At 45.9% G+C, this 19,447-nt stretch carries 15 protein-coding genes and 1 riboswitch; of the genes, 8 read left to right on the top strand and 7 right to left on the bottom strand.

Features of this window, described 5'->3' with window-relative positions:
• The first annotated feature begins 175 nt into the window (after positions 1 to 175).
• From H3S94_RS10815 to H3S94_RS10790, 6 genes are all read left to right on the top strand, one after another.
• Positions 176 to 2,077, top strand: coding sequence for an ABC transporter ATP-binding protein (locus H3S94_RS10815; RefSeq protein ID WP_198231610.1), 1,902 nt, complete (start codon positions 176 to 178; stop codon positions 2,075 to 2,077).
• The gene (locus H3S94_RS10810) at positions 2,074 to 3,606 is read left to right on the top strand and encodes a glutathione ABC transporter substrate-binding protein (RefSeq protein WP_077993589.1); all 1,533 of its coding nucleotides are present in this window, start codon (positions 2,074 to 2,076) and stop codon (positions 3,604 to 3,606) included. The genes H3S94_RS10815 and H3S94_RS10810 overlap by 4 nt, the downstream gene beginning before the upstream one ends.
• A gap of 88 nt (positions 3,607 to 3,694) precedes the next feature.
• Entirely contained in the window at positions 3,695 to 5,224 is a 1,530-nt protein-coding gene (locus tag H3S94_RS10805) for a glutathione ABC transporter substrate-binding protein (protein WP_198231609.1), read from the top strand.
• Positions 5,225 to 5,341: 117 nt separating this feature from the next.
• The gene (gsiC, locus tag H3S94_RS10800) at positions 5,342 to 6,262 is read left to right on the top strand and encodes a glutathione ABC transporter permease GsiC (RefSeq protein WP_075915104.1); all 921 of its coding nucleotides are present in this window, start codon (positions 5,342 to 5,344) and stop codon (positions 6,260 to 6,262) included.
• Complete coding sequence (locus H3S94_RS10795) at positions 6,259 to 7,146, top strand: ABC transporter permease subunit (protein WP_198231608.1); 888 nt, start codon at positions 6,259 to 6,261, stop codon at positions 7,144 to 7,146. The genes gsiC and H3S94_RS10795 overlap by 4 nt, the downstream gene beginning before the upstream one ends.
• 60 nt (positions 7,147 to 7,206) lie before the next feature.
• Positions 7,207 to 8,136: an isoaspartyl peptidase/L-asparaginase family protein gene (locus H3S94_RS10790; protein ID WP_198231607.1), complete on the top strand. Its 930-nt coding sequence runs from the start codon at positions 7,207 to 7,209 to the stop codon at positions 8,134 to 8,136.
• Between the two features lie 349 nt (positions 8,137 to 8,485).
• Here H3S94_RS10790 and H3S94_RS10785 read toward each other — a convergent pair whose 3' ends face one another.
• From H3S94_RS10785 to H3S94_RS10775, 3 genes are all read right to left on the bottom strand, one after another.
• Positions 8,486 to 9,307 (bottom strand): M55 family metallopeptidase, encoded by an 822-nt coding sequence (locus tag H3S94_RS10785; protein ID WP_198241052.1) that lies wholly within the window; start codon positions 9,305 to 9,307, stop codon positions 8,486 to 8,488.
• A 281-nt stretch (positions 9,308 to 9,588) separates the two neighbouring features.
• Positions 9,589 to 10,317, bottom strand: coding sequence for a CbtA family protein (locus tag H3S94_RS10780; protein ID WP_198231670.1), 729 nt, complete (start codon positions 10,315 to 10,317; stop codon positions 9,589 to 9,591).
• Between the two features lie 9 nt (positions 10,318 to 10,326).
• A complete protein-coding gene (locus tag H3S94_RS10775) occupies positions 10,327 to 10,548 on the bottom strand; it encodes a CbtB-domain containing protein (protein WP_075915101.1) in 222 nt (73 codons plus the stop codon).
• 57 nt (positions 10,549 to 10,605) lie between these two features.
• Positions 10,606 to 10,676, bottom strand: a riboswitch (cobalamin riboswitch).
• Between the two features lie 134 nt (positions 10,677 to 10,810).
• On the opposite strand from H3S94_RS10775, the gene H3S94_RS10770 reads away from it, so the two are divergent.
• Positions 10,811 to 11,365, top strand: a complete 555-nt coding sequence (locus tag H3S94_RS10770) for a histidine phosphatase family protein (protein ID WP_198241050.1) — start codon at positions 10,811 to 10,813, stop codon at positions 11,363 to 11,365.
• Between the two features lie 104 nt (positions 11,366 to 11,469).
• Here H3S94_RS10770 and H3S94_RS10765 read toward each other — a convergent pair whose 3' ends face one another.
• Genes H3S94_RS10765 through H3S94_RS10755 form a run of 3 tightly spaced genes read right to left on the bottom strand, consistent with a single transcriptional unit; the run spans position 11,470 to position 14,039 of the window.
• The gene (locus H3S94_RS10765) at positions 11,470 to 11,988 is read right to left on the bottom strand and encodes a cyclophilin-like fold protein (RefSeq protein WP_198241049.1); all 519 of its coding nucleotides are present in this window, start codon (positions 11,986 to 11,988) and stop codon (positions 11,470 to 11,472) included.
• On the bottom strand, positions 11,989 to 13,002 hold the full coding sequence (locus H3S94_RS10760) for an amidohydrolase (RefSeq protein ID WP_198241047.1): 1,014 nt from the start codon (positions 13,000 to 13,002) through the stop codon (positions 11,989 to 11,991).
• A 26-nt stretch (positions 13,003 to 13,028) separates the two neighbouring features.
• Positions 13,029 to 14,039, bottom strand: coding sequence for an aldo/keto reductase (locus H3S94_RS10755; RefSeq protein ID WP_077994663.1), 1,011 nt, complete (start codon positions 14,037 to 14,039; stop codon positions 13,029 to 13,031).
• A 554-nt stretch (positions 14,040 to 14,593) separates the two neighbouring features.
• On the opposite strand from H3S94_RS10755, the gene H3S94_RS10750 reads away from it, so the two are divergent.
• Positions 14,594 to 15,148 (top strand): flavodoxin family protein, encoded by a 555-nt coding sequence (locus H3S94_RS10750; protein ID WP_198241045.1) that lies wholly within the window; start codon positions 14,594 to 14,596, stop codon positions 15,146 to 15,148.
• A 387-nt stretch (positions 15,149 to 15,535) separates the two neighbouring features.
• On the opposite strand, the gene H3S94_RS10745 is transcribed toward H3S94_RS10750, so the two are convergent.
• The gene (locus tag H3S94_RS10745; RefSeq protein ID WP_077993573.1) at positions 15,536 to 19,357 is read right to left on the bottom strand and encodes an SIR2 family protein; all 3,822 of its coding nucleotides are present in this window, start codon (positions 19,355 to 19,357) and stop codon (positions 15,536 to 15,538) included.
• Positions 19,358 to 19,447: the final 90 nt, after the last annotated feature.

The raw sequence follows: 19,447 nt of genomic DNA, 5'->3' as shown, positions 1-19,447 counted from the left end.
AGCAAGACAGTTTAAAGGCGTTGTCCATGACAACGGGTTGCTCTGTCCTTGGTTTTGCCTAAAACAACCATAGTGGGTAGAAAGAATTTGAGAAAAAACCTTTCGTTGAATTTTGAGTACGTTAAAAAAGCGGGTGAAGTCAGCTTTTTCAAACGCGTTCCGGAAAGCGGTTGAAATGTCGGAAGAAAAGAGGTTGGTCAATTTGGATGCGCCGCTGTTAAACGTAAAAGGCCTTGATGTCGATTTCAAAACCGAAGACGGCAATTTCCGTGCGGTGAAGTCGCTTGATTTTTCGGTCAATGCCGGTGAAACATTGGCAATAGTGGGCGAAAGCGGTTCAGGAAAATCGGTGACGTCGCTCTCTATCATGCGTCTTATCGAATTCGGCGGTGGTAAAATTTCTTCCGGCGAGGTGCTCTTTAACGACAAGAATGCAGTGCGCGATCTTACAAAGCTCACCCAATCGCAAATGAATAGCGTTCGCGGCAAAAATATTGCGATGATATTTCAGGAACCGATGACATCGCTCAATCCTGTTTTCACCATAGGTGACCAGATTGGCGAGGCGATCCGCCTTCATCAGGGGGGTACGCACAAGGAAGTGCGTCAGGAAGCGCTTGCCATGCTTGAAAAGGTGCGTATTCCCGATGCCAAGGGGCTTCTTGATCGCCACCCGCACCAGCTCTCCGGTGGTATGCGTCAAAGGGTGATGATTGCAATGGCACTTGCCTGTCGCCCGCAGCTTCTCATTGCCGACGAACCGACAACCGCGCTTGATGTAACAATTCAGGCGCAGATTTTGCGCCTTATCCGCATGTTGCAGGACGAGCTTGGTATGGGCGTGGTCTTTATCACCCATGATATGGGTGTGGTTGCCGAGGTTGCCGACCGCGTGCTTGTGATGTGCCGTGGCGACAAGATAGAGGAAGGCACGTCGAACGAAATTTTCAAGCACCCGCAAGCACCTTATACGCAAGCTTTGCTTGCCGCAGTTCCGCAACTTGGTGCACTTGCCAATGAAAAATTGCCACGTCCATTCGATATACGCACAACCGGTAAAGATAAGGTTCAAGCACTGCCGCAGAATACAGTGAGGCAAGATGATGTTGTGCTTGATGTGAAGAAACTTGTAACCCGTTACGATGTCAAAAAGAACTTTTTTGGCAAGGTGACAGGGCGGGTTCATGCTGCCGAGCAGGTGAGCTTTTCCATTAAAGCGGGTGAAACGCTGGCACTTGTCGGTGAAAGCGGTTGCGGCAAATCCACTGTCGGGCGCACGATCATGCAATTGACCGAACCGAGGAGCGGCGAAATTCTGCTTCACGGGCGCGACATTTTAAAAATGGATAATGCCGAGCGCCACAAGATACGCCAGAACATCCAATATGTGTTTCAGGATCCGTTTGCCTCGCTTGATCCGCGCTTGACTGTCGGCTTTTCGATTGCCGAACCTTTGTTGACGCATAAACTCGTTCCCGCAAACAAGGTTGACGAGCGCGTGCAGGAATTGTTGCAGGCGGTAGGCCTGCCGCCACATGTGGCGCGCCGTTACCCGCATGAATTTTCCGGTGGCCAGCGTCAACGCCTGTGTATTGCCCGCGCATTGGCCTGCGGGCCGGAACTCCTCATTGCCGACGAGGCAGTGGCAGCCCTTGATGTTTCCATTCAGGCGCAAATTGTCAATCTATTGATGGACTTGCAAAGAAAATTGGGGTTATCCTATCTTTTTATCAGCCATGATATGGCTGTGGTGGAGCGTATCAGTCACCGTGTGGCGGTGATGTATCTTGGCCAGATTGTCGAAATCGGTCCAAGGCAGGCAGTATTCAATCATCCGCTTCACCCTTATACGCAGCGTTTGCTTGCCGCCGTACCGATAGCCGATCCGGCGCGCCGTTTTATCGAGCGGCCACTTATTGAAGGGGAAGTGCCAAGCCCTGTAAGGGAACCGGGTAATGAACCTTTGGTCGAGCCGCTCATTGAAGTAGAGCCGGAACATTTTGTTGCCTGTCATCCGGTGGGCATTTTTGAACGCGTTGAACAATCGGGTCTATTGTTTGAAGGAGAGGGAAAATGAAGCTTGTTAAACGATATTTTGCAGCCGGACTGGTTTCGGTATTGGCAGCAATGCCGGTTTGGGCTGAAGCCAAACCTTTGGCTGTCGGTGTCGAATTCAACCTCACCAAACTTGACCCCACCAATATCAATGACACATTGACAATGACATCGCTGCGCACAGTCTATCAGGGGCTGTTGGGTTTCGACAAGGATTACAAGATTATTCCGCTTCTGGCCGAACGTTATGAAGCCTCTAGCGACGCCAAGGAATTTACCTTTTATTTGCGTAAAGGCGTCAAATTCCATGACGGTACGGATTTTAACGCCGAGGCAGTGAAATTCAATCTTGACCGTTTGGCCAATCCGGAAAACAAATTGTCGCGGCGGGTGTTGATTTCGATGCTCGACCATGTCGACATTGTCGATGATTATACAATCAAAATTTATCTCAAAGAGCCTTATGGTGCGCTGCCTTCCTCGCTTGCCCACCCCGGCACAATGATGATTTCTCCGGCAGCAATCAAGAAATATGGCAAGGATATTGATCGTCATCCTGTCGGAACCGGACCGTTCAAATTCAAAAGCTGGAGCGGTGATATTTTCGAGGTGACAAAGAACGAAAATTATTGGGGTAAAGTTGCCGATGTCGATGGCGTTGTCATCCGCTCGGTTCCCGAAAGTGGCGCCCGTTTTGCCATGTTGCAGGCCGGCGAATTGCAATATGTGCCGGATTTTCCTTCCGAACTTGTTGAAGTTGCCAAAAAAATACCGACACTTGACGTAACAACAGCCCCGTCGATCTATGAATTTTATACATCGATGAATGTCATGAAAAAACCTTTTGACGACATCAGGGTTCGCAAAGCCCTGAACTATGCCGTCAACAAGGAAGCTTTCTGCAAGGTTGTCCTGAACGGTTATTGTGAACCGGCAACATCGTCGATTCCGCCGCTATTGCGCTTTTATACCAATGTCGGGCAATATGAATATAACCCTGAAAAAGCCAAACAATTGCTGGCCGAGGCAGGCTATGCAAACGGTTTTGAAACAGAGGTTTTTTCAAGAAACAGCACGGCCGTTATTCGTGCCATGCAGTTTTTGCAACAGGAACTTGCCAAGGTCAATGTCAAGGTTACGGTAACGCCGCTTGAAGCCGGTGTCGAGGCTGACCGTGTCTGGGGGGCCGAGACACCTGAAAAATCCGACGTGCAAATGCTTTATAGCGGCTGGTCGGCTTCAACAGGTGATGCCGATTATGGTTTGCGTCCGCTCCTTGCCAGCGAAAGCTTTCCGCCCAATCTCTATAACACCTCCTATTATAAAAATGAAAAGGTCGATCAGGCTCTCGCCGAAGGCATAAAAACCGCCGACGATACAAAACGTGCGGAAGCTTATAAAATTGTCCAGCAAACGGTGTTTGAAGATGCGCCATGGATTTTCCTTGGCGAAAAGCAGAATATTTCTGCGAAAACCAAAAAATTGTCAGGCGTTTATATGTTGCCCGATGGCGGTTTCTCGCTTGATGGCGCCAAATTTACCGATGAATGAAAATAAGGGTGGCAGCCTTGCTGCCGCTTTTTGAAAACTTTTATCATTAAACCAATAAATCTCGACAAACCAACGAAATGGATGATTGATGTTGAATTTGAAACGATTGCTTGCTGCGGGGCTCGTTTGTACCACCATGTTGATGCCGGCTCTGTCAGAAGCCAAAACGTTGACGGTTGCAGTTCCTGTCAATCTGACAAAACTCGACCCGACCAATATCAATGATACATTGACCATGACTTCGCTCCGGACGATTTATGAAGGCTTGTTGGGGTTCGACAAGGATTTGAAAATTGTACCGCTTCTGGCCGAACGTTATGAAGCTTCAAGCGATGCCAAAGAATTTACCTTCTATTTGCGTAAAGGCGTGAAGTTCCATGACGGGGCAGACTTTAATGCGCAGGCAGTCAAAATCAATCTTGAACGGCTTGCAAGTCCTGAAAACAAATTGTCGCGTCGCGTTCTTGTTTCCATGCTCGACCATGTCGACATTGTTGATGATTATACGGTCAAGGTAATCCTCAAAGAACCATATGGGGCTTTTCCTTCTTCCATGGCGCATACCGGAACCATGATGATTTCTCCGGCGGCTCTTGAAAAATATGGTCGCGATATTGACCGCCACCCCGTTGGCACCGGCCCGTTTATTTTCAAAAACCGTTCAAGCGACACGCTTGAAGTCATAAAAAACGACCATTACTGGAATGGCACTGTCGGCGTTGACGGTGTCACCATTCGTTCGGTTCCGGAAAATGGTGCGCGTTTTGCCATGTTGCAGGCGCAAGAAGTGCAATTCGTTCCCGATTTTCCGCCGGAACTTTTTGCCGTTGCGCAGAAGATGCCCAATCTGGTTGTGACCAAAGAACCGTCTATTGCCGAATATTATGTGGCAATCAACACAATGAAAAAGCCGTTTGACGATGTGCGTGTGCGTCAGGCTATGAATTATGCAGTTGATAAAAATGCCTTCTGCAAAGTTGTGATGAACGGTTTTTGCGAACCGGCGACATCACCTATTCCGCCACTCCTGAAATATTACACCAATGTCGGTCAATATGAATATAATATCGAAAAAGCCAAACAGCTTTTGACAGAAGCCGGTTATCCGAATGGTTTCAACACCGAAATTTTCGGCAAAAACAGCACCATGGTCATTCGCGGTTTGCAGTTTTTGCAGCAGCAATTGGCGGCGGTGAATATCAAAGTGAATGTTACACCGCTTGAAGCCGGTGTCGAGGCTGACCGCGTATGGGGCGCAAGAACACCCGAAGAATCGACAGTGCAAATGCAGTTTGGCGGCTGGTCGGCATCAACCGCCGATGCCGATTACGGAATGCGCCCGCTTTTTTCGAGCGAAAGTTTCCCGCCCAATCTCTTCAATGTTGCCTATTATAAAAATGCCGAGGTCGACAAAGATCTTTCAGATGCCGTTAAAACGGCAGATGACACAAAACGCGCCGAACTTTACGGCAAAGCACAAAAGATCATCTTTCAGGATGCACCATGGATATTCCTTGGTCAGAAAGACGTGCTTTCCGGCAAAACAAAGAACCTTGAAGGTGTTTATGCATTGCCGGATGGCGGTTTTCTTTTGAAAGATGCAAAATTTGCCGATTGAGACGGAGTTTTTTGAATTGAACCCGTGGTTAGCAATTGGAACACGGGTTTTTAAACTGGATAATAACGGAGAATAGGCGCGTGTTCGCGCCATTCACTCTAAAGTTCGGGATTTTCGATGTTTGCTTTTATTATCAAACGCCTGCTTTCCATCATACCGGTGATTTTTGTCATATCACTGATCGTATTCGGTTTTGTGCGGCTTTTGCCGGGCGATCCTGCCCGTCTTGCAGCCGGTGTTGATGCCGATGCGGAAACAGTGGAAGCCATGCGCTCGCAACTTGGGCTTGATCGGCCGATATGGGCGCAATATGTGACCTTTGTGGAAAACGCCGTTCATGGTGATTTTGGCGAATCCTTGAAAACCCGCAAACCCGTTTCCTCGGAAATTGGCGAACGTTTTATGCCAACTGTCTGGCTCACCGTTTTTTCGATGATCTGGTCAACCATATTGGGGCTACTCATCGGTGTTTTTTCGGCGGTCAAAAGAGGGCGTTGGCAGGATTATACCGGTATGGTTGTGGCCGTTTCAGGCATTTCATTTCCGGTCTTCTGGCTTGGCCTTCTCTTGATCAATCTCTTTTCTGTGCGCCTTGGCCTTCTGCCAACCGGCGGTTATGGAACGGCACTTCATTTTATCATGCCGTCATTTACACTCGGCGTCGGGGTTGCTGCTGTTATGGCGCGCTTTTCGCGTTCGGCCTTTATCGAAATATCACGTGAGGATTATATCCGCACTGCGCGCGCCAAGGGGGTTCCCGAACGTCTGGTGACATGGAAACACACATTGCGCAATGCGCTTATTCCGGTCATCACCATGGTGGGTCTGCAATTCGGCTTTTTGCTTGGTGGCTCGATTGTTGTCGAAACAGTGTTTTCCTGGCCGGGTCTTGGAAGACTGTTGATCGATTCAGTGTCCTATCGCGACTATCCGGTTCTTCAGGCGCTGATCTTGCTCTTTTCACTAGAGTTCATCCTTATCAATCTTCTGGTTGATGTTCTCTATGCTTTTGTTAATCCGGAGATCCGTTACTCATGAGTGCGAACACTTCATCCGATACACTCGTTGCCGAGGCAACGCGCAAGCCCTTCGGCGAATTTTTGCGCCGTTTCGCGCACCAGAAAGCGGCAATTGTGGCACTTGTTTTTCTGCTTTTGTTGATCGGCTCGGCTATTTTCGCTCCTTTATTCATGACGCTTGATCCCAATAGTGCCGACTATAATGCCATTTTGCAGGGTTCATCTGCCGCCCACTGGGCGGGAACCGATGAATATGGCCGCGACATATTTACCCGCATCATTTATGGCGGGCGTATTTCTCTGGCAGTCGGTTTTCTATCGGTTACGCTTGGCGGTCTTATCGGGGTGTTTCTGGGAATTCTTGCAGGCTTTTATGGCGGCTTTCTTGACTCGCTTATTATGCGCATTTCCGATGTGCTGTTTGCCTTTCCCGGCATTTTGCTTGCCATTGCCGTCATTGCTATTCTGGGGCCGGGAATTGACAATGTAATTTATGCGGTTGCAGTGTTTTCTGTACCCGTTTTTGCCCGCCTTTCGCGCGGGACGACGCTTTCGATGAAAAAGGCTGTCTATATTGATTCAGCGCGCGCCATCGGTGTTTCCGATCATATGATTGTATTGCGCCATTTGCTGCCCGGAACCTTGCCCAATGTGATTGTTTATTTTTCCATGCGTATCGGCACGTCTATTTTAACCGCTGCAAGCCTTTCTTTTATCGGCCTCGGTGCCCAACCACCAAGCTCCGAATGGGGCGCAATGCTTGCAGCAGGCCGCAGCTATATGGGCGTTGCCGACCACCTCACCCTTTATCCGGGTATTGCAATTTTCGTTACGGTTTTGGCCTTCAATGTTTTCGGCGATGGCTTGCGTGACGCGCTCGATCCCAAAATCGACGTCAATTGACCGGCGTCGGAACGCTATTTTTTAAAATAGCCTGAAATGGTTTTTTGAAAGGACTTTGAAATGTCGTCTCCTGTAAAACCGGTTATCGCCATTCATGGTGGCGCCGGCACAATGCGCTCGAAAGATATGACGGAAGAAAAGGAAAAAGCCTATCGTCATGGGCTGACATTGGCACTTGAGGCAGGGCGCGCTGTGCTGAAGGCAAATGGCTCGGCCATTGACGCGGTCACTGCTTCCGTTATGGCACTTGAAGACGATCCGCTTTTCAATGCCGGTCGTGGTGCTGTTTATACCACCAACCGCACGCAGGAAATGGATGCCGCCATCATGGACGGGCGTGACCGCAATGCCGGTGCCGTTGCCGGAATTTTCGGGCCGCGTCATCCGGTTCTTGCAGCCCGCGCTGTTATGGAAAAAACCGAACATGTTTTTCTTGCCGGTGAAGGAGCCAATGAATTTTGCCGCGAGATCGGGCTTGAGATCAAACCGGCCGAATGGTTTTACACCGAACGGCGCATGAAAGCGCTTGAACAGGAAATGGAGCGCCGCCGCAATGGCGGGGAAGAAAATGACCCTTCACGGCGCCATGGCACAGTCGGCGCGGTTGCCTGTGATGTTTTTGGCCATGTAGCGGCGGCAACATCGACCGGCGGAATGACTGCCAAGTTCCCCGGTCGTGTCGGCGATAGTCCGGTTATCGGTGCCGGTACATGGGCAGATGACAAAACCTGTGCAGTTTCGGCAACCGGACATGGCGAATATTTCATCCGCTATGCCGCAGCGCACGAAATCGACGCCCGTATCCGCTGGGGAAAAGAAACACTTGAAGAAGCCGCGCAATCGGTTGTCAAAGATCTTGCAAAAATCGGCGGCGAGGGCGGGCTTATTGCCGTCAATGCCAAGGGCGAAGTGTGCCTGCCTTTCAATAGCGAGGGAATGTATCGCGCATGGATGGGGCAGGATGGTGAAATCCATACCGGTATTTATTGATTTTCCGGCAATTGGTGATTGTTCGTTAAGTTTGTCAAGCGAAGGGGAAACTGTTTCCCTTTGCTTGGCATCTCTGCTTTGAAGTCGGTTTCAGGATTTTATTTCGATACCGGTTTGTAAGCTTTCTTTTCCGGAACATTTTAAGCCGGAAAATCATAAGCCCGCTTTTGTAAAATGTGCCAAGATCAGCGCGGAAATTTGAAGCTTCACAATCGAAAAGCCGGTCATGTTCTACCATTGAAAGCCGGTCATATCTTATATTGTTTGAATGGGGAACCGGTCGCCTCAAAAAGAAGAAAAAGCGGGCTTTCGCCCGCTTTCATGGTTCAAGAAAAGTTCAAGCTTTCTCTCACATGACCGAAGCGGCAAGTGCAGAAACAGCACTCATCCAGCCGATTGCATCACGAACCGAATTGCAGTCAAAGCCGACTGTTACCGCATCAATACGCTTGGCCGGAGGTAGATGTGCGGCCTGATCGGCAAGAGCCGGCAAAAGAACCTCGAATTTCACCATAAAAGGTGGGCGTATAATAAAGGGTTTCATTTCATGCCGGTTCTTGACGGCTTCAAAGGCGGCTGCTTTTATTTTTTCGCACGATTTTGTGGGCGAAAGAGAACGCGCGGCACGATTGGCATAAGCATGTTTGACTGTTGCAAATCTCGCTTTTGGGAAAAATTCCCTGTTTTGTTCTTCAAGGCAATTGTCGCCGGTTAAAAGCCCGACAGGAATACCGAGTTCGCCCGCATAAGCGCCATAAATGCCGGGTTCACCCAATCGTTTGTCGCCAAGATAGACAGCACGGAAAGCGCGGCTGTTGGTGGTGTGGGCAAGCACACCTTCAAGACTTGCTCCGGCATGGTGGCCAACAAGAAAAACCATGTCGAAACCGCCATCGGCAAGACCGCAAGCCATATTTTGCGGTTTCGGTTTTCCCTGAATAAGTTCGGCATCGGGATGGAGGAGTTCGGGAACAAGATTGACCATTGCACCATGGGAATCATTCACAACAACTTCTTTTGCACCGGCTTCAAATGCACCGGTAACAGCAGCATTGACTTCGTTGGTCATCAGGCGGCGTGCCCGTTCATATTCGGCATTGCCGGATGAACATTGCTGAGGGATAACCACACCGGCCACCCCCTCTATATCGGCTGAAATGTAAATTTTCATAAAATTCTCGTTGTCCTGTTTTTTTAAAATCCGCGACCGGTCGAAAGCCGGTGCTTAAAAACAAACAGAAGGTTGGAACCTTCTGCTATAGAGACAAAGAGTATGACAGAAAGTGAATTGGTGATGCAAGGAATAGAAGCGGAAACCTGGGCAAATTCCAGTCCAAGACAGAAAGTTCATTGTTGAAGACAGAAAGTTCCCCGTCGAAGACAAAAGTAACTTGTCGAAGATAAAAGTTTTTCGTGAAAATTTCCGCTTTGGCTATTCCTTGCAATCCCCCGCTAAAGTTTTTTCATATGTCTTTCGGCAAGATAACCGAAACCGACACCGAGTATCAGCCACAATATGGCTTGAATACCGAAAGTCGCAATGCGGAAATGCCATAAAACATCAGCCGAAAAGTCGGCTGGAACTTCGTTGACAACCGGCATAATGAAATAGACGATACCCATGAATACGGCATAGCCGATCATGGCAATAATCGCCGCATTAAGCCCGCCGAATTTGGCTTTAAGCCGGTTTGCCGCAACATAAACCAGAACCATGGCAAGGAGCGACACCAGAATAAGCGCGAAGTAATCTTCGGTACGCGAAACAATGGTTTCCGGTTGCCCGACCGCTGGCGGGTTGGATGGATATTTTAACTGCGGCACCAGTACCACCGAAATAAAGGCAGAAGCCGAAATCAGTAGACTTGTGGCCATGATGTTCAATTTTCCTAACCGTCCGAAGGCATAGCTGCAAAAGCAGGAAAAAAGCCCGCCTGCACCCGCACCAAAAACCACAAGTGCAGTCAAAAGGCCAAAACCGGCTTGTGTTTTTCGGCTGACAACTTCTTCTTCAGCTTCATGGGAATGGCCGCTTTGTGCTTCCTCTGCCGCTTCATGGGATTCTTCAAAAGCAATGGCACGATCAACATAAGGCTCGCCGTAAAGGCGGGCAAATCCGAACGCAATAAGACCGGCAACGAGGCCGACCAACATGCCCCGATAAAGGAGTGAACCCATTATTCTATCTCCTCAGTGACATGGAAAGCCGAGAAGATGGCGCCCATCATGAACAAATTCATGAATGGTGGTGCCGCTGAAAAGCGACAATGCACCTTGCTCTGTGGTGATGAAATAAAGTGCGATGAGGCAAATAAGACCGCCAAATATAGCCCATGGCAAAATGGCTTTGACCGGAATGGTTTTGGCCGGAACAAATATGGTTTGCGGCGCATGCGCCGTTTTAATAGACATGAAACCTCCTTCAGGATAACGCGTCCTTGAGTTTAAGGAAAAAGCAATCAAATCGAAGTTCTGGCTTCTGTCCCATGATTGGTAGACAGTCACAGTGGCGCGACCGCCCCGGATTGACACCGGGTTCCACGAAATTGAATGTGAGGCTCACCATAGTCTCAAGCAAAATCCCTGTCAAATTCTGTTTGAAACTACTAGATTACTGTCTGTGGCAATTTAGAAATTCATCGTGTTTGAAATGCAGAAAAGATCGGGAAGCGAAATGGCGGAAATTATTATTATGACTCATGGCATGACACGCGCCGAACAGCGTGGCATTTTTCCCGGTAATGAAAGTCTTGATAGCGATGTTCTTTTGCCCGAAAAATTTTCGGTTCAAAAGGGCATGAATATTGTTTGCGCCAATCTTACCTCATCTATCCGCACAGTCGAATTATCGGGGCTTGATTTCAAAATAGATTTCTCAATTCCTGTTATCGATTACGGGCATTGGCAAAGAAAAGCCTTGAAGGAACTCGCAAATGAAGAGGAAGACGAGCTTGAGCAATGGCTGAGTGACCCTTATTCAGCCCCGCATGGGGGAACCTCTTTCAAAATCCTTTATGACAAGACCGTAGACTGGCTTGAACAAGTCAATTATGCCGAACCGACATTGATTGTCGCCGACGCCAATTTTTTGCGAATGGTTATGATTGATGTGTTGAAAGCGCCACTTTCGTCTTTGTTTAAAATTGATATTGCTCCGCTCACATCTATAAAATTTGTGAAACGTCACGATCATTCAAAAATTTCATTGTTCCCCTCGAATATGGAATGACTGACAGATCAATAAAACCGTCGCTTTAACCAGAAGTCACGAGTTTCACCCCGCTTTTTTTACGATCGGGCAGGCGGCATTTTTACCATCCTGAGTTATGAAGGCTAGCGGGCGTTCGAGATTTTGCTTTTTTCAAGTCTTACGGGAATAGTCTTCTGTTGGTCAAAATTTTCCATGCAACCGGAAAGTGTTCCCAGATGCACGAGGTTTTCCGAAAAGCGGAAATCGCGCGTAAAAATGGCAAGATTACCCCAAGGAATATAATAGGTAACGTCACCTTTTTCGGGATTAAACCCTTTTGGCTGTGTTTTGACATCAAGCTTTTTCGGCAAGGTGGCAATTTTTTCGGTTTTGTTAAAATCTTCAAGCGTAAGTTCGAGCGGCAACCCACTTATTAAATCACGCGCTTCATCACTGTCATCAAGCTTGATCGTGCAGGTTTTTCCGGTATCGTTAAAAACAATATCGATCTGGTTCATGTCATTTTCACCTTTCAAAGTTTGGCTTTGCGCTTCTTCACTTGAAACAGCTAGAAATGCGAGGCTTGTAAGGAAAAGACCGGAAGATAAACCGAAGAAACCGGTGGCAAGTCGCCGTACAAATTGCTTGTGAAAACCTGCCATTCAAACAAGCCCCTCAATGTTGATACGATAGGTTTTTGCTGCAACTTTATAAAACAGATTGTCTTTTTCTTCTTTTGATGCGCCCGAAACGCATAATTTTAACGCATTCCATAGCGGCACATATCCGCATGAACGCCCGTCCATCGGATAATCGCTTTCCATCATCGAGCGTTCAACGCCGAAAGCTTCTATCGCTGTTTCAATATAAGGCCGCCAGAGTGTGACAAGCTCTTTACTAGTAACGACATCTTTGCGCTCGTGCAAATTGAAACCGAAAAACGGCAGACCTAGCCCGCCAATTTTACAGACGACATTTTGTCGTTTTGCAAGCTCTCGAAGATTGTTTCGCCATGTTTGAAGTGCTTCTTTCTTTTCTCTCTCGTCAAGCCCCAAAGCCATAACGTGCCCCATATTGTTCAATACAATAACAAGGTCGGGAAAAGCATCGGCAAGCTTTGCAATTTGTGGCAATTGGTGGTGAAAAGCGCCAATGTCGAATGTGAGATGGCGCTTTTCAACTTCGGCAAGACCTTTTGTAAAATCGGGGTGGTTTACAAGGTCATGCGGTGGCCTATTGGTCACAAATTTGAATGGCAACGGGCTTTTATCATCAATGATATTTTGTCTGACACCTTTAAAGCGAGTGCCTGCCCGTTCAAGACATGTATCAAGGAGCGGTGCAATTTTTTCGCCAAAACGCAAGTCGGCATATCCGACAATTCCATCTGCTACTTTGATTTTGCCATAAACGCCGCTGTCGGACATTGCCGCTACACCGTTTGCAAATTCCACTTCACCAACAGGGCGCATAACTTCCGGCTCTGAATGAGATATGAAAGCCTGTGTTTCTACATAAACCGAAGCGATAATATTATGGCCAGAGCGGGCATCTTTAAGATAGTCCTTCAAAAGATAAGTAAGCGGAGGACGGTCGAAAAGGTGATGATGGGCATCAATGATCGGCTGAAGCGGTTCGATAACGGTTTCATCCTTGCCTTTGCCAATCTGGCTCATGAGAGATCACCTTTTCCTACCGTTAATTAATCGTCATCATGGTCGATGGCTTTGGCTTCTTCCGGCCCGTAACGGTCGCCATGAATTGGAATTGCCGACAAGGTGCGGTTGATTTTTTCAACATCCGCATCATCCAATGTAATATCCACGGCTGCGAGATTTTCATTAAGATGGGCGAGCTTTGTTGTGCCCGGTATTGGCACAATCCACGGATGTTGTTTTAGTAACCAGGCCAGTGCAAGTTGAGGGCCGGTGACACCTTTATCCAAAGCAAGTTTATCAAGTGCGTCCACAAAGGGGCGGTTCGCTTTCATGTTTTCTGCCGAATAACGCGGCTTGCCATAACGCAAATCGGTTTTCATGAATTTGGTGTTTTCGTTGAGGACACCTGTGAGATAGCCGCGCCCCAACGGGCTGAATGGCACAAAACCGATGCCCATTTCTTCAATTGCCGGGAAAATGCGTTTTTCGGGTTCGCGCCACATTAACGAATATTCGCTTTGTAAAGCTGTGACCGGCTGCACGGCATGAGCGCGCTTGATTGTTTTGACACTTGCTTCCGAAAGGCCGAAATGCAAAACTTTTCCTTGCCTGATAAGGTCTTTGACAGTTCCTGCCACATCTTCGATCGGTACATCCGGATCGACACGATGTTGATAGAGAAGATCAATATGATCGGTGCGCAACCGTTTTAATGAACCTTCAACAACAGCGCGGATATGATCCGGTTTGCTGTTGAAACCCGGTAATTGTTTTCCGTCTACAATGTTGAAACCGAATTTCGTTTCGATCACCACTTCGTTGCGAAAAGGTTCAACAGCTTCGCCAACAAGTGTTTCATTCAAAAGCGGTCCGTAAACTTCCGCCGTGTCAAAAAGTGTCACGCCCTGATCGAAAGCAGTGCGGATGAGCTTGACCATTTCCTGATGGTCGGCAATCGGCCCGTGTGCGCCGGTCATGACCATGCATCCAAGCCCCATAGCAGAGACTTCAAGACTATTTGCACCGGAACCCAGAACACGTTTTTTGCTTATCATTGTTGTTGTCCCTTTAAAATTCTTATGCGACTGCAATTCTTGTGCTCGTGCAGCTTGCGGCAGTGCTGTGAAAAGCGGCGCTGCCATCAATAGAGCCAAAGCGGTGAGAACCTGCCGACGGTTGCCATTCAACGAATGCATGTTTTTTAATTGTTCCATCGTGTTCCATTCCTTCTAATTTTATTCCCTCCCTCAACTCCCTTAAATTTACGTCATGGGGAGAGGAATGTTTACCGAGGTAGAATTGTTTGAAGTGATGAATAGAATTCATGAAAAAAGGAATATCGAGCGGAATACAAAATGAAAGCGTGAGGCGGAAAAGCGAAAGTTAAAACGTGTGGCACAAATTTTATTCAAATCGTTTTGCGACCATTTTGTTTGAAATGATTGTCGCCTCAGCCGGTTTTACAATTCATGAATATCAATCATAGCTTTAATAAAAAAATTCATGAAATCAGAACGATAAAATATTGTTAAAACTTGCGTGTCGGGTGACAGGAAGATAGCGGGTTTTTTGAATAATCAGTCACGGTTTTTTAGAGGTTTTGGCGAAGATGAAAATAGCAATTGTTTATCATAGTGGCTTCGGGCACACGGAAAAATTGGCGCATTATGTCGAAGAGGGAGCGAAAGAAGTACAAAATGCCGAAACATTTTTGATCGGGCTTGATGAAAAACCGGTCAATTGGAACCTGCTTGAAAATGCCGATGCCATTATTTTCGGCTCGCCTACCTATAATGGTACGGTGAGTGCACGTTTCAAACAATTCATGGAAGATTCAACCGGTCCGGCTTTTGTCGAACAGAAATGGCGCAACAAGATTGCAGCAGGTTTTACCAATTCGGGAGCCGAACATGGCGACAAGCTCAACAGTTTGATGACAATGAGCCTTTTTGCCGCCCAACATGCGATGATATGGGTCAATCTCGGTCTGCTTTCGGGTAAAACACGCAATGATCTTAACGGTATCGGAAGCTGGCTCGGTGCCATGGCGCAGTCGGACAATGCGTCACCGGATGTCACCCCGAAAATAGAAGATTTGAACACAGCCAAATATCTCGGACATCATGTGGCAGAAATTACCAAACAATTTTGTAACGGCAAATAAACAGTTCATTGTATAGGTGCGCTTGAAACCACGCGAAAAGCTCGACGCTTTTTAAAATGTTTAGTCATGGTTTCGTTTGGCATTTGTTTTTTCAAATTTGACTGGCAGAGGGTTCAGTTTAAAAAGCCAATGCGCGTTTGAGCTGGCAAACGGGTCTAGCAGGAAAATGTGTGGCTTAAAATTGCCATTTCATGTTTCAAAACTTTTTCTGGTTATTCAACCGTTCCGGTCTGCGGTTAGAGCGAGGCGGTGGCCGCTTTGCTTCAACTTTCACAATTATATTCAACCGAATAAACGGCAAAATGAGAGATGATGCCGGATAAAGCTCTGTTTTCAACAAACTGAACCTTTAAAAACATCCCTCCGATCCCTCATGATTTATAGTTGTCAAATAGAATAACGTCGTTTTAATTCTATGTAACGAACATCCTTTTTAAGGCTGCTATCGGCTTCGACTATTTTTTGCAGAATTTCAGCTATTTTGAAAGGTCGTTGACGAGTAGCATTCGGCGAAACCGTAAATAGTAATTCCAATAATTCTTTCGGGTAATCTTGAATAATTTTATTGCCAAAATAAGGCGTGGTGATGTCACCAAAATCTAATTGGTTTATGTCGTATATTTTATTCAAGTGGTTTATCACTAATTTTAGTAGAACAGGAAATTGCGCACCACTCCATAGAAGTAATTTGCAAAAAATAGCTGATACTTCAGGTGACCAGGCTTTCATCTGCTTTGGCCAAATTTTTAAAAGTTTAGCTAAGCATAATTTCGATTGATCGGAAGGATTATTATTCCTTCTAAATTCAGACGTAAGGTGACTTGAAATGATTATTCGGAATCGATTGTTGGATTTTAATAGTAATTCATGTAATTCTTCATCTGTAATAAGTTTTTCTTCTGTGCTATCATCCGTATTGTCCCATAAATCCAGAATTATCTTAGCATAGCGATCAATATTTTTTAGGTAAAAAGCTGGGAGAGTTTTAACAATTGTGAACAGATCGTCTTTTATGGTTTTAAATATTTCCGTACAAGGAAGCTCGCGAATTTCTAAAAAACCGGACCACGCAGCGTCGCGGTCGATAGATTTGCTGCTGTGAAAAATTGGTAACAAATATTTTTTGGTCCAATCTTTATTGATTAGAAAAAACCAATCAATTTTGGAGAATAAAATAACCAGAACATATTGGCGGGAACTATCTGGCAGCTTCAAGAGAGATTCGATCAAATCGAACCATTCTTTATAAAAACATTGATTGCCAAGGTTTTGCATAAACGGTTTGGTTAAAAGCGCTCGCGCTATCATTCCTGCAGGTGCATTGATTGCTTCGGTAAACTTGTCAATACTTAACTTAGCGATAGATGTACCTTTATCAGGCTGCACTTTCAATATTTCCACAAGTCTGTTTGCAAGACGAAAAAAAACGGGTAGATAATTTTTTTCAAGTTTACCTGCATTATCATCGAGCCAGTAACCAACAGGTTTAATAATTATAGCGATCTGTTCATCCGAATAATTAAGAAGACGATTGGCAATTAAAAGTTTGAAGCGGGTTTGATCGGCTTTGCGAGCTTCCGAATACAAAAATTTCTGCCATGCCCATTCTCGAAAAATACCTTTTTTGCCTTCAAGGCATAATGCAGAAAAAGCACGTACCGGCTTATCTTTTGCCAATTCCTCGAACGGCCTATTAACAATGCGAAAATCATCCCATCCCTGTCGAGTTCTTTCAACTTTGGCCAACAGCTTTGAAAGTGGAATGTTTAATAAAGCAGTATAATCTGTATTGGCTACTATAAATCCGCCATTTGTGAGTTGTTCCGCGGCACGTGCTCTTTCTTCAGTCCATTCAGGTACAATGGAATGCAGTTTTTGAGCTTTTTTTTGTGTTTTTACCGATAATTCACATCCCTCATCTATCAAGCGCTGAAAACGATTTAAGCTTAGCCAAGCGCGGCGTTTTTTTCGGATAAGTTGATCTTTCCCAGGAAAATGAGGTGTATTTTCAAGTAACCGCTTTTCAATTGTAGAGCGGGTGGAACTATCCAGTTTTACCCACCGTTTTGTCAAAATTGACAATAAGTCATCTTCATGTTGGCAATTACCAATTGTTTCATCTGAAAGGGATGAGATAAACTGCCCGAATTCATCATTGGCAACGATTTCTTCCTTTCCTGCTGCCCATATCCTTAAATGGGCAAAGACAATATCATCATCTTGCGGCCATGACAAAAATTCAAATTTTGCCACAGAAGGATCAATTTTACATAGTTGATCAAAAAGTCTCGCAAAATATATGATCATGCCGGAAAGATCAGGCGTTCTTTTAGAAGAGTTTTTATCTTCTTTGTCACAAACAATCGGTTGGAGAGGTAATTGACCATATCTGCCGATTTCCTTTTCGTACAAGATTGCAATTTCTAAATTTCTCCATAGTGCTTTCAGAAACGCATAACACCACTTATCAGGAATATCGAGTGGTTGATCGGAATAGGGATATTCAATAGCGACTGGTGCAAATTGGTTGACATTTTTTCTGTTAATTTTGAGTTTTTGCGGAATTGGTTGGAGATATATAGTAGATTTTACAGAAAAATAAGGGCGCGTTAGTTTTTCGAATTGTTCAACAACTGTTGCATTCCACTCGCCGTTTTTCCATGGTGAAATAGATAAAGCATTACGAAAATAGGTACGTTTTTCCCACGCCGATACTATCAGCTGCCATCGTTGACGAATAAGGGGATTGATAGGGTGCGAATGATTCACTAATTCACGTGAAATTACGTTTATGATGATTTGGTTTAACGAAAATTTAATTACAGCCCAAAATAAAGCAGCAGGCTGATCAAGTACTTTCGTAAACCATAACGTTAATTGTTCAAGACGATTGACAAGTTGCGAAACATTGTTTTGTAATGCATTTATGTTTTGAATGTCTACAGATGCATGGTCACGTGAGTTAATATCAAAAGCATCCCAAGATTTCCAAAAGAATGTTCGCACCATCTGCTCGTTATAACCGAGATCGGAGTCTTGAGGCGATTTATCAGAATCAAGGCCGTATAGAGTATGTATACCCATAAAATTTTTATTTGAGGATGATGGATTTAGTTGATCCGGGATTGTATTACGACAAGAGTCGTCAAAGACATAAAGCCATTCTGCCGAAGGAACCGTTTTTGCTTCTGCAAATTTTTTTGCTCCCTCACTTGATGAAACAATATGTGCAATTTGTCCGCGTTCAAAAGGTTGGAGTGCGCGAGGTTTGCCAGCAAATTTTTTTATGACTTGTTCATACCACTTGTCGGGATTACGTGCTCTTTCCGCCCAGGCTTCAAGCGTTTTCCATAAAATATCGTAACTCCCCGCAGGAAAACAAATAGGCATCACACCTTTGAATTTCCAGCGATTGATGACATCGTCACCATCATCCGACTGGAAAGCATAAATTTTATTATGCGTTGCTTCCATTTTGTGTAAAGCTTCGAGCAAATATTGCACCGGCGGGTCGTCGGCACTGTAGCCGACAAAGACAATTGTGTAATTATCAAGAATTTGGCGAATGAACTGGGTTGCCCAACCTTCGGCAAGATAAGCTCTTCCGAACTGGGATGTCGAAAGAATAAATCCGTCGCCTTCTGCGCCTTTATAATCTTTCGTTGCGAGGCCGTGTAGATAAACAATCCCATCCATCTCGTCGACGCGTGAAGGATCAGGCAATTTTGGCGGCTGCCAGATTTTGAGCTTTTTCCGGCATTGTTCAAACAGGCGGTCAAAATTTGTCGTGACCAACCGGACTTTTCCGTGTCTGTTTGTTGCCAGATCGAGCAAAATTCTGTGCGCTTTTAGGTATTCCGGCTTTTTGGGTGAATCTTGTTTTTCGGGATTCAGAGCTGATGCAACAGCCTCTTCAATATCTCCGGCACGAAAATCTCTTTCTAGCAGACCAAAAATACGATCAGCCGAGATCAAGCCGCTAATGCCCGCATTTTTTTCTATTTCATGCGCCGAGTGTATAAGCCTATAAGCATCGCTATTCTTACCAATTCCCAGATGTTTGGCTACAACATTTGCAAGGCCAAAAAAATCGGGCAAGTTTGCATATGCCCTTGATACGCCGGCACCACAGAAAAAGACCACTTTGCCTTCATCTCTCTCCCACAATAATTCATCGGGAATAGATGGTCCGTCGGCAAAGAATCGCACAGCAAGGTCTCCATTTTGTTTGTTTAAATATTACTATAGACACCTTAAAGTCGTAAATGAAAACGAATTTTCCTTAAAGTGGTAGTTTGT

The organism is Bartonella sp. B10834G3 (assembly GCF_016102505.1).
In the GTDB taxonomy this organism is placed as follows: domain Bacteria; phylum Pseudomonadota; class Alphaproteobacteria; order Rhizobiales; family Rhizobiaceae; genus Bartonella; species Bartonella choladocola.
The sequence above is the reverse complement of the archived record's forward strand: the minus strand, read 5'-3'. Positions and strand labels throughout refer to the sequence as shown.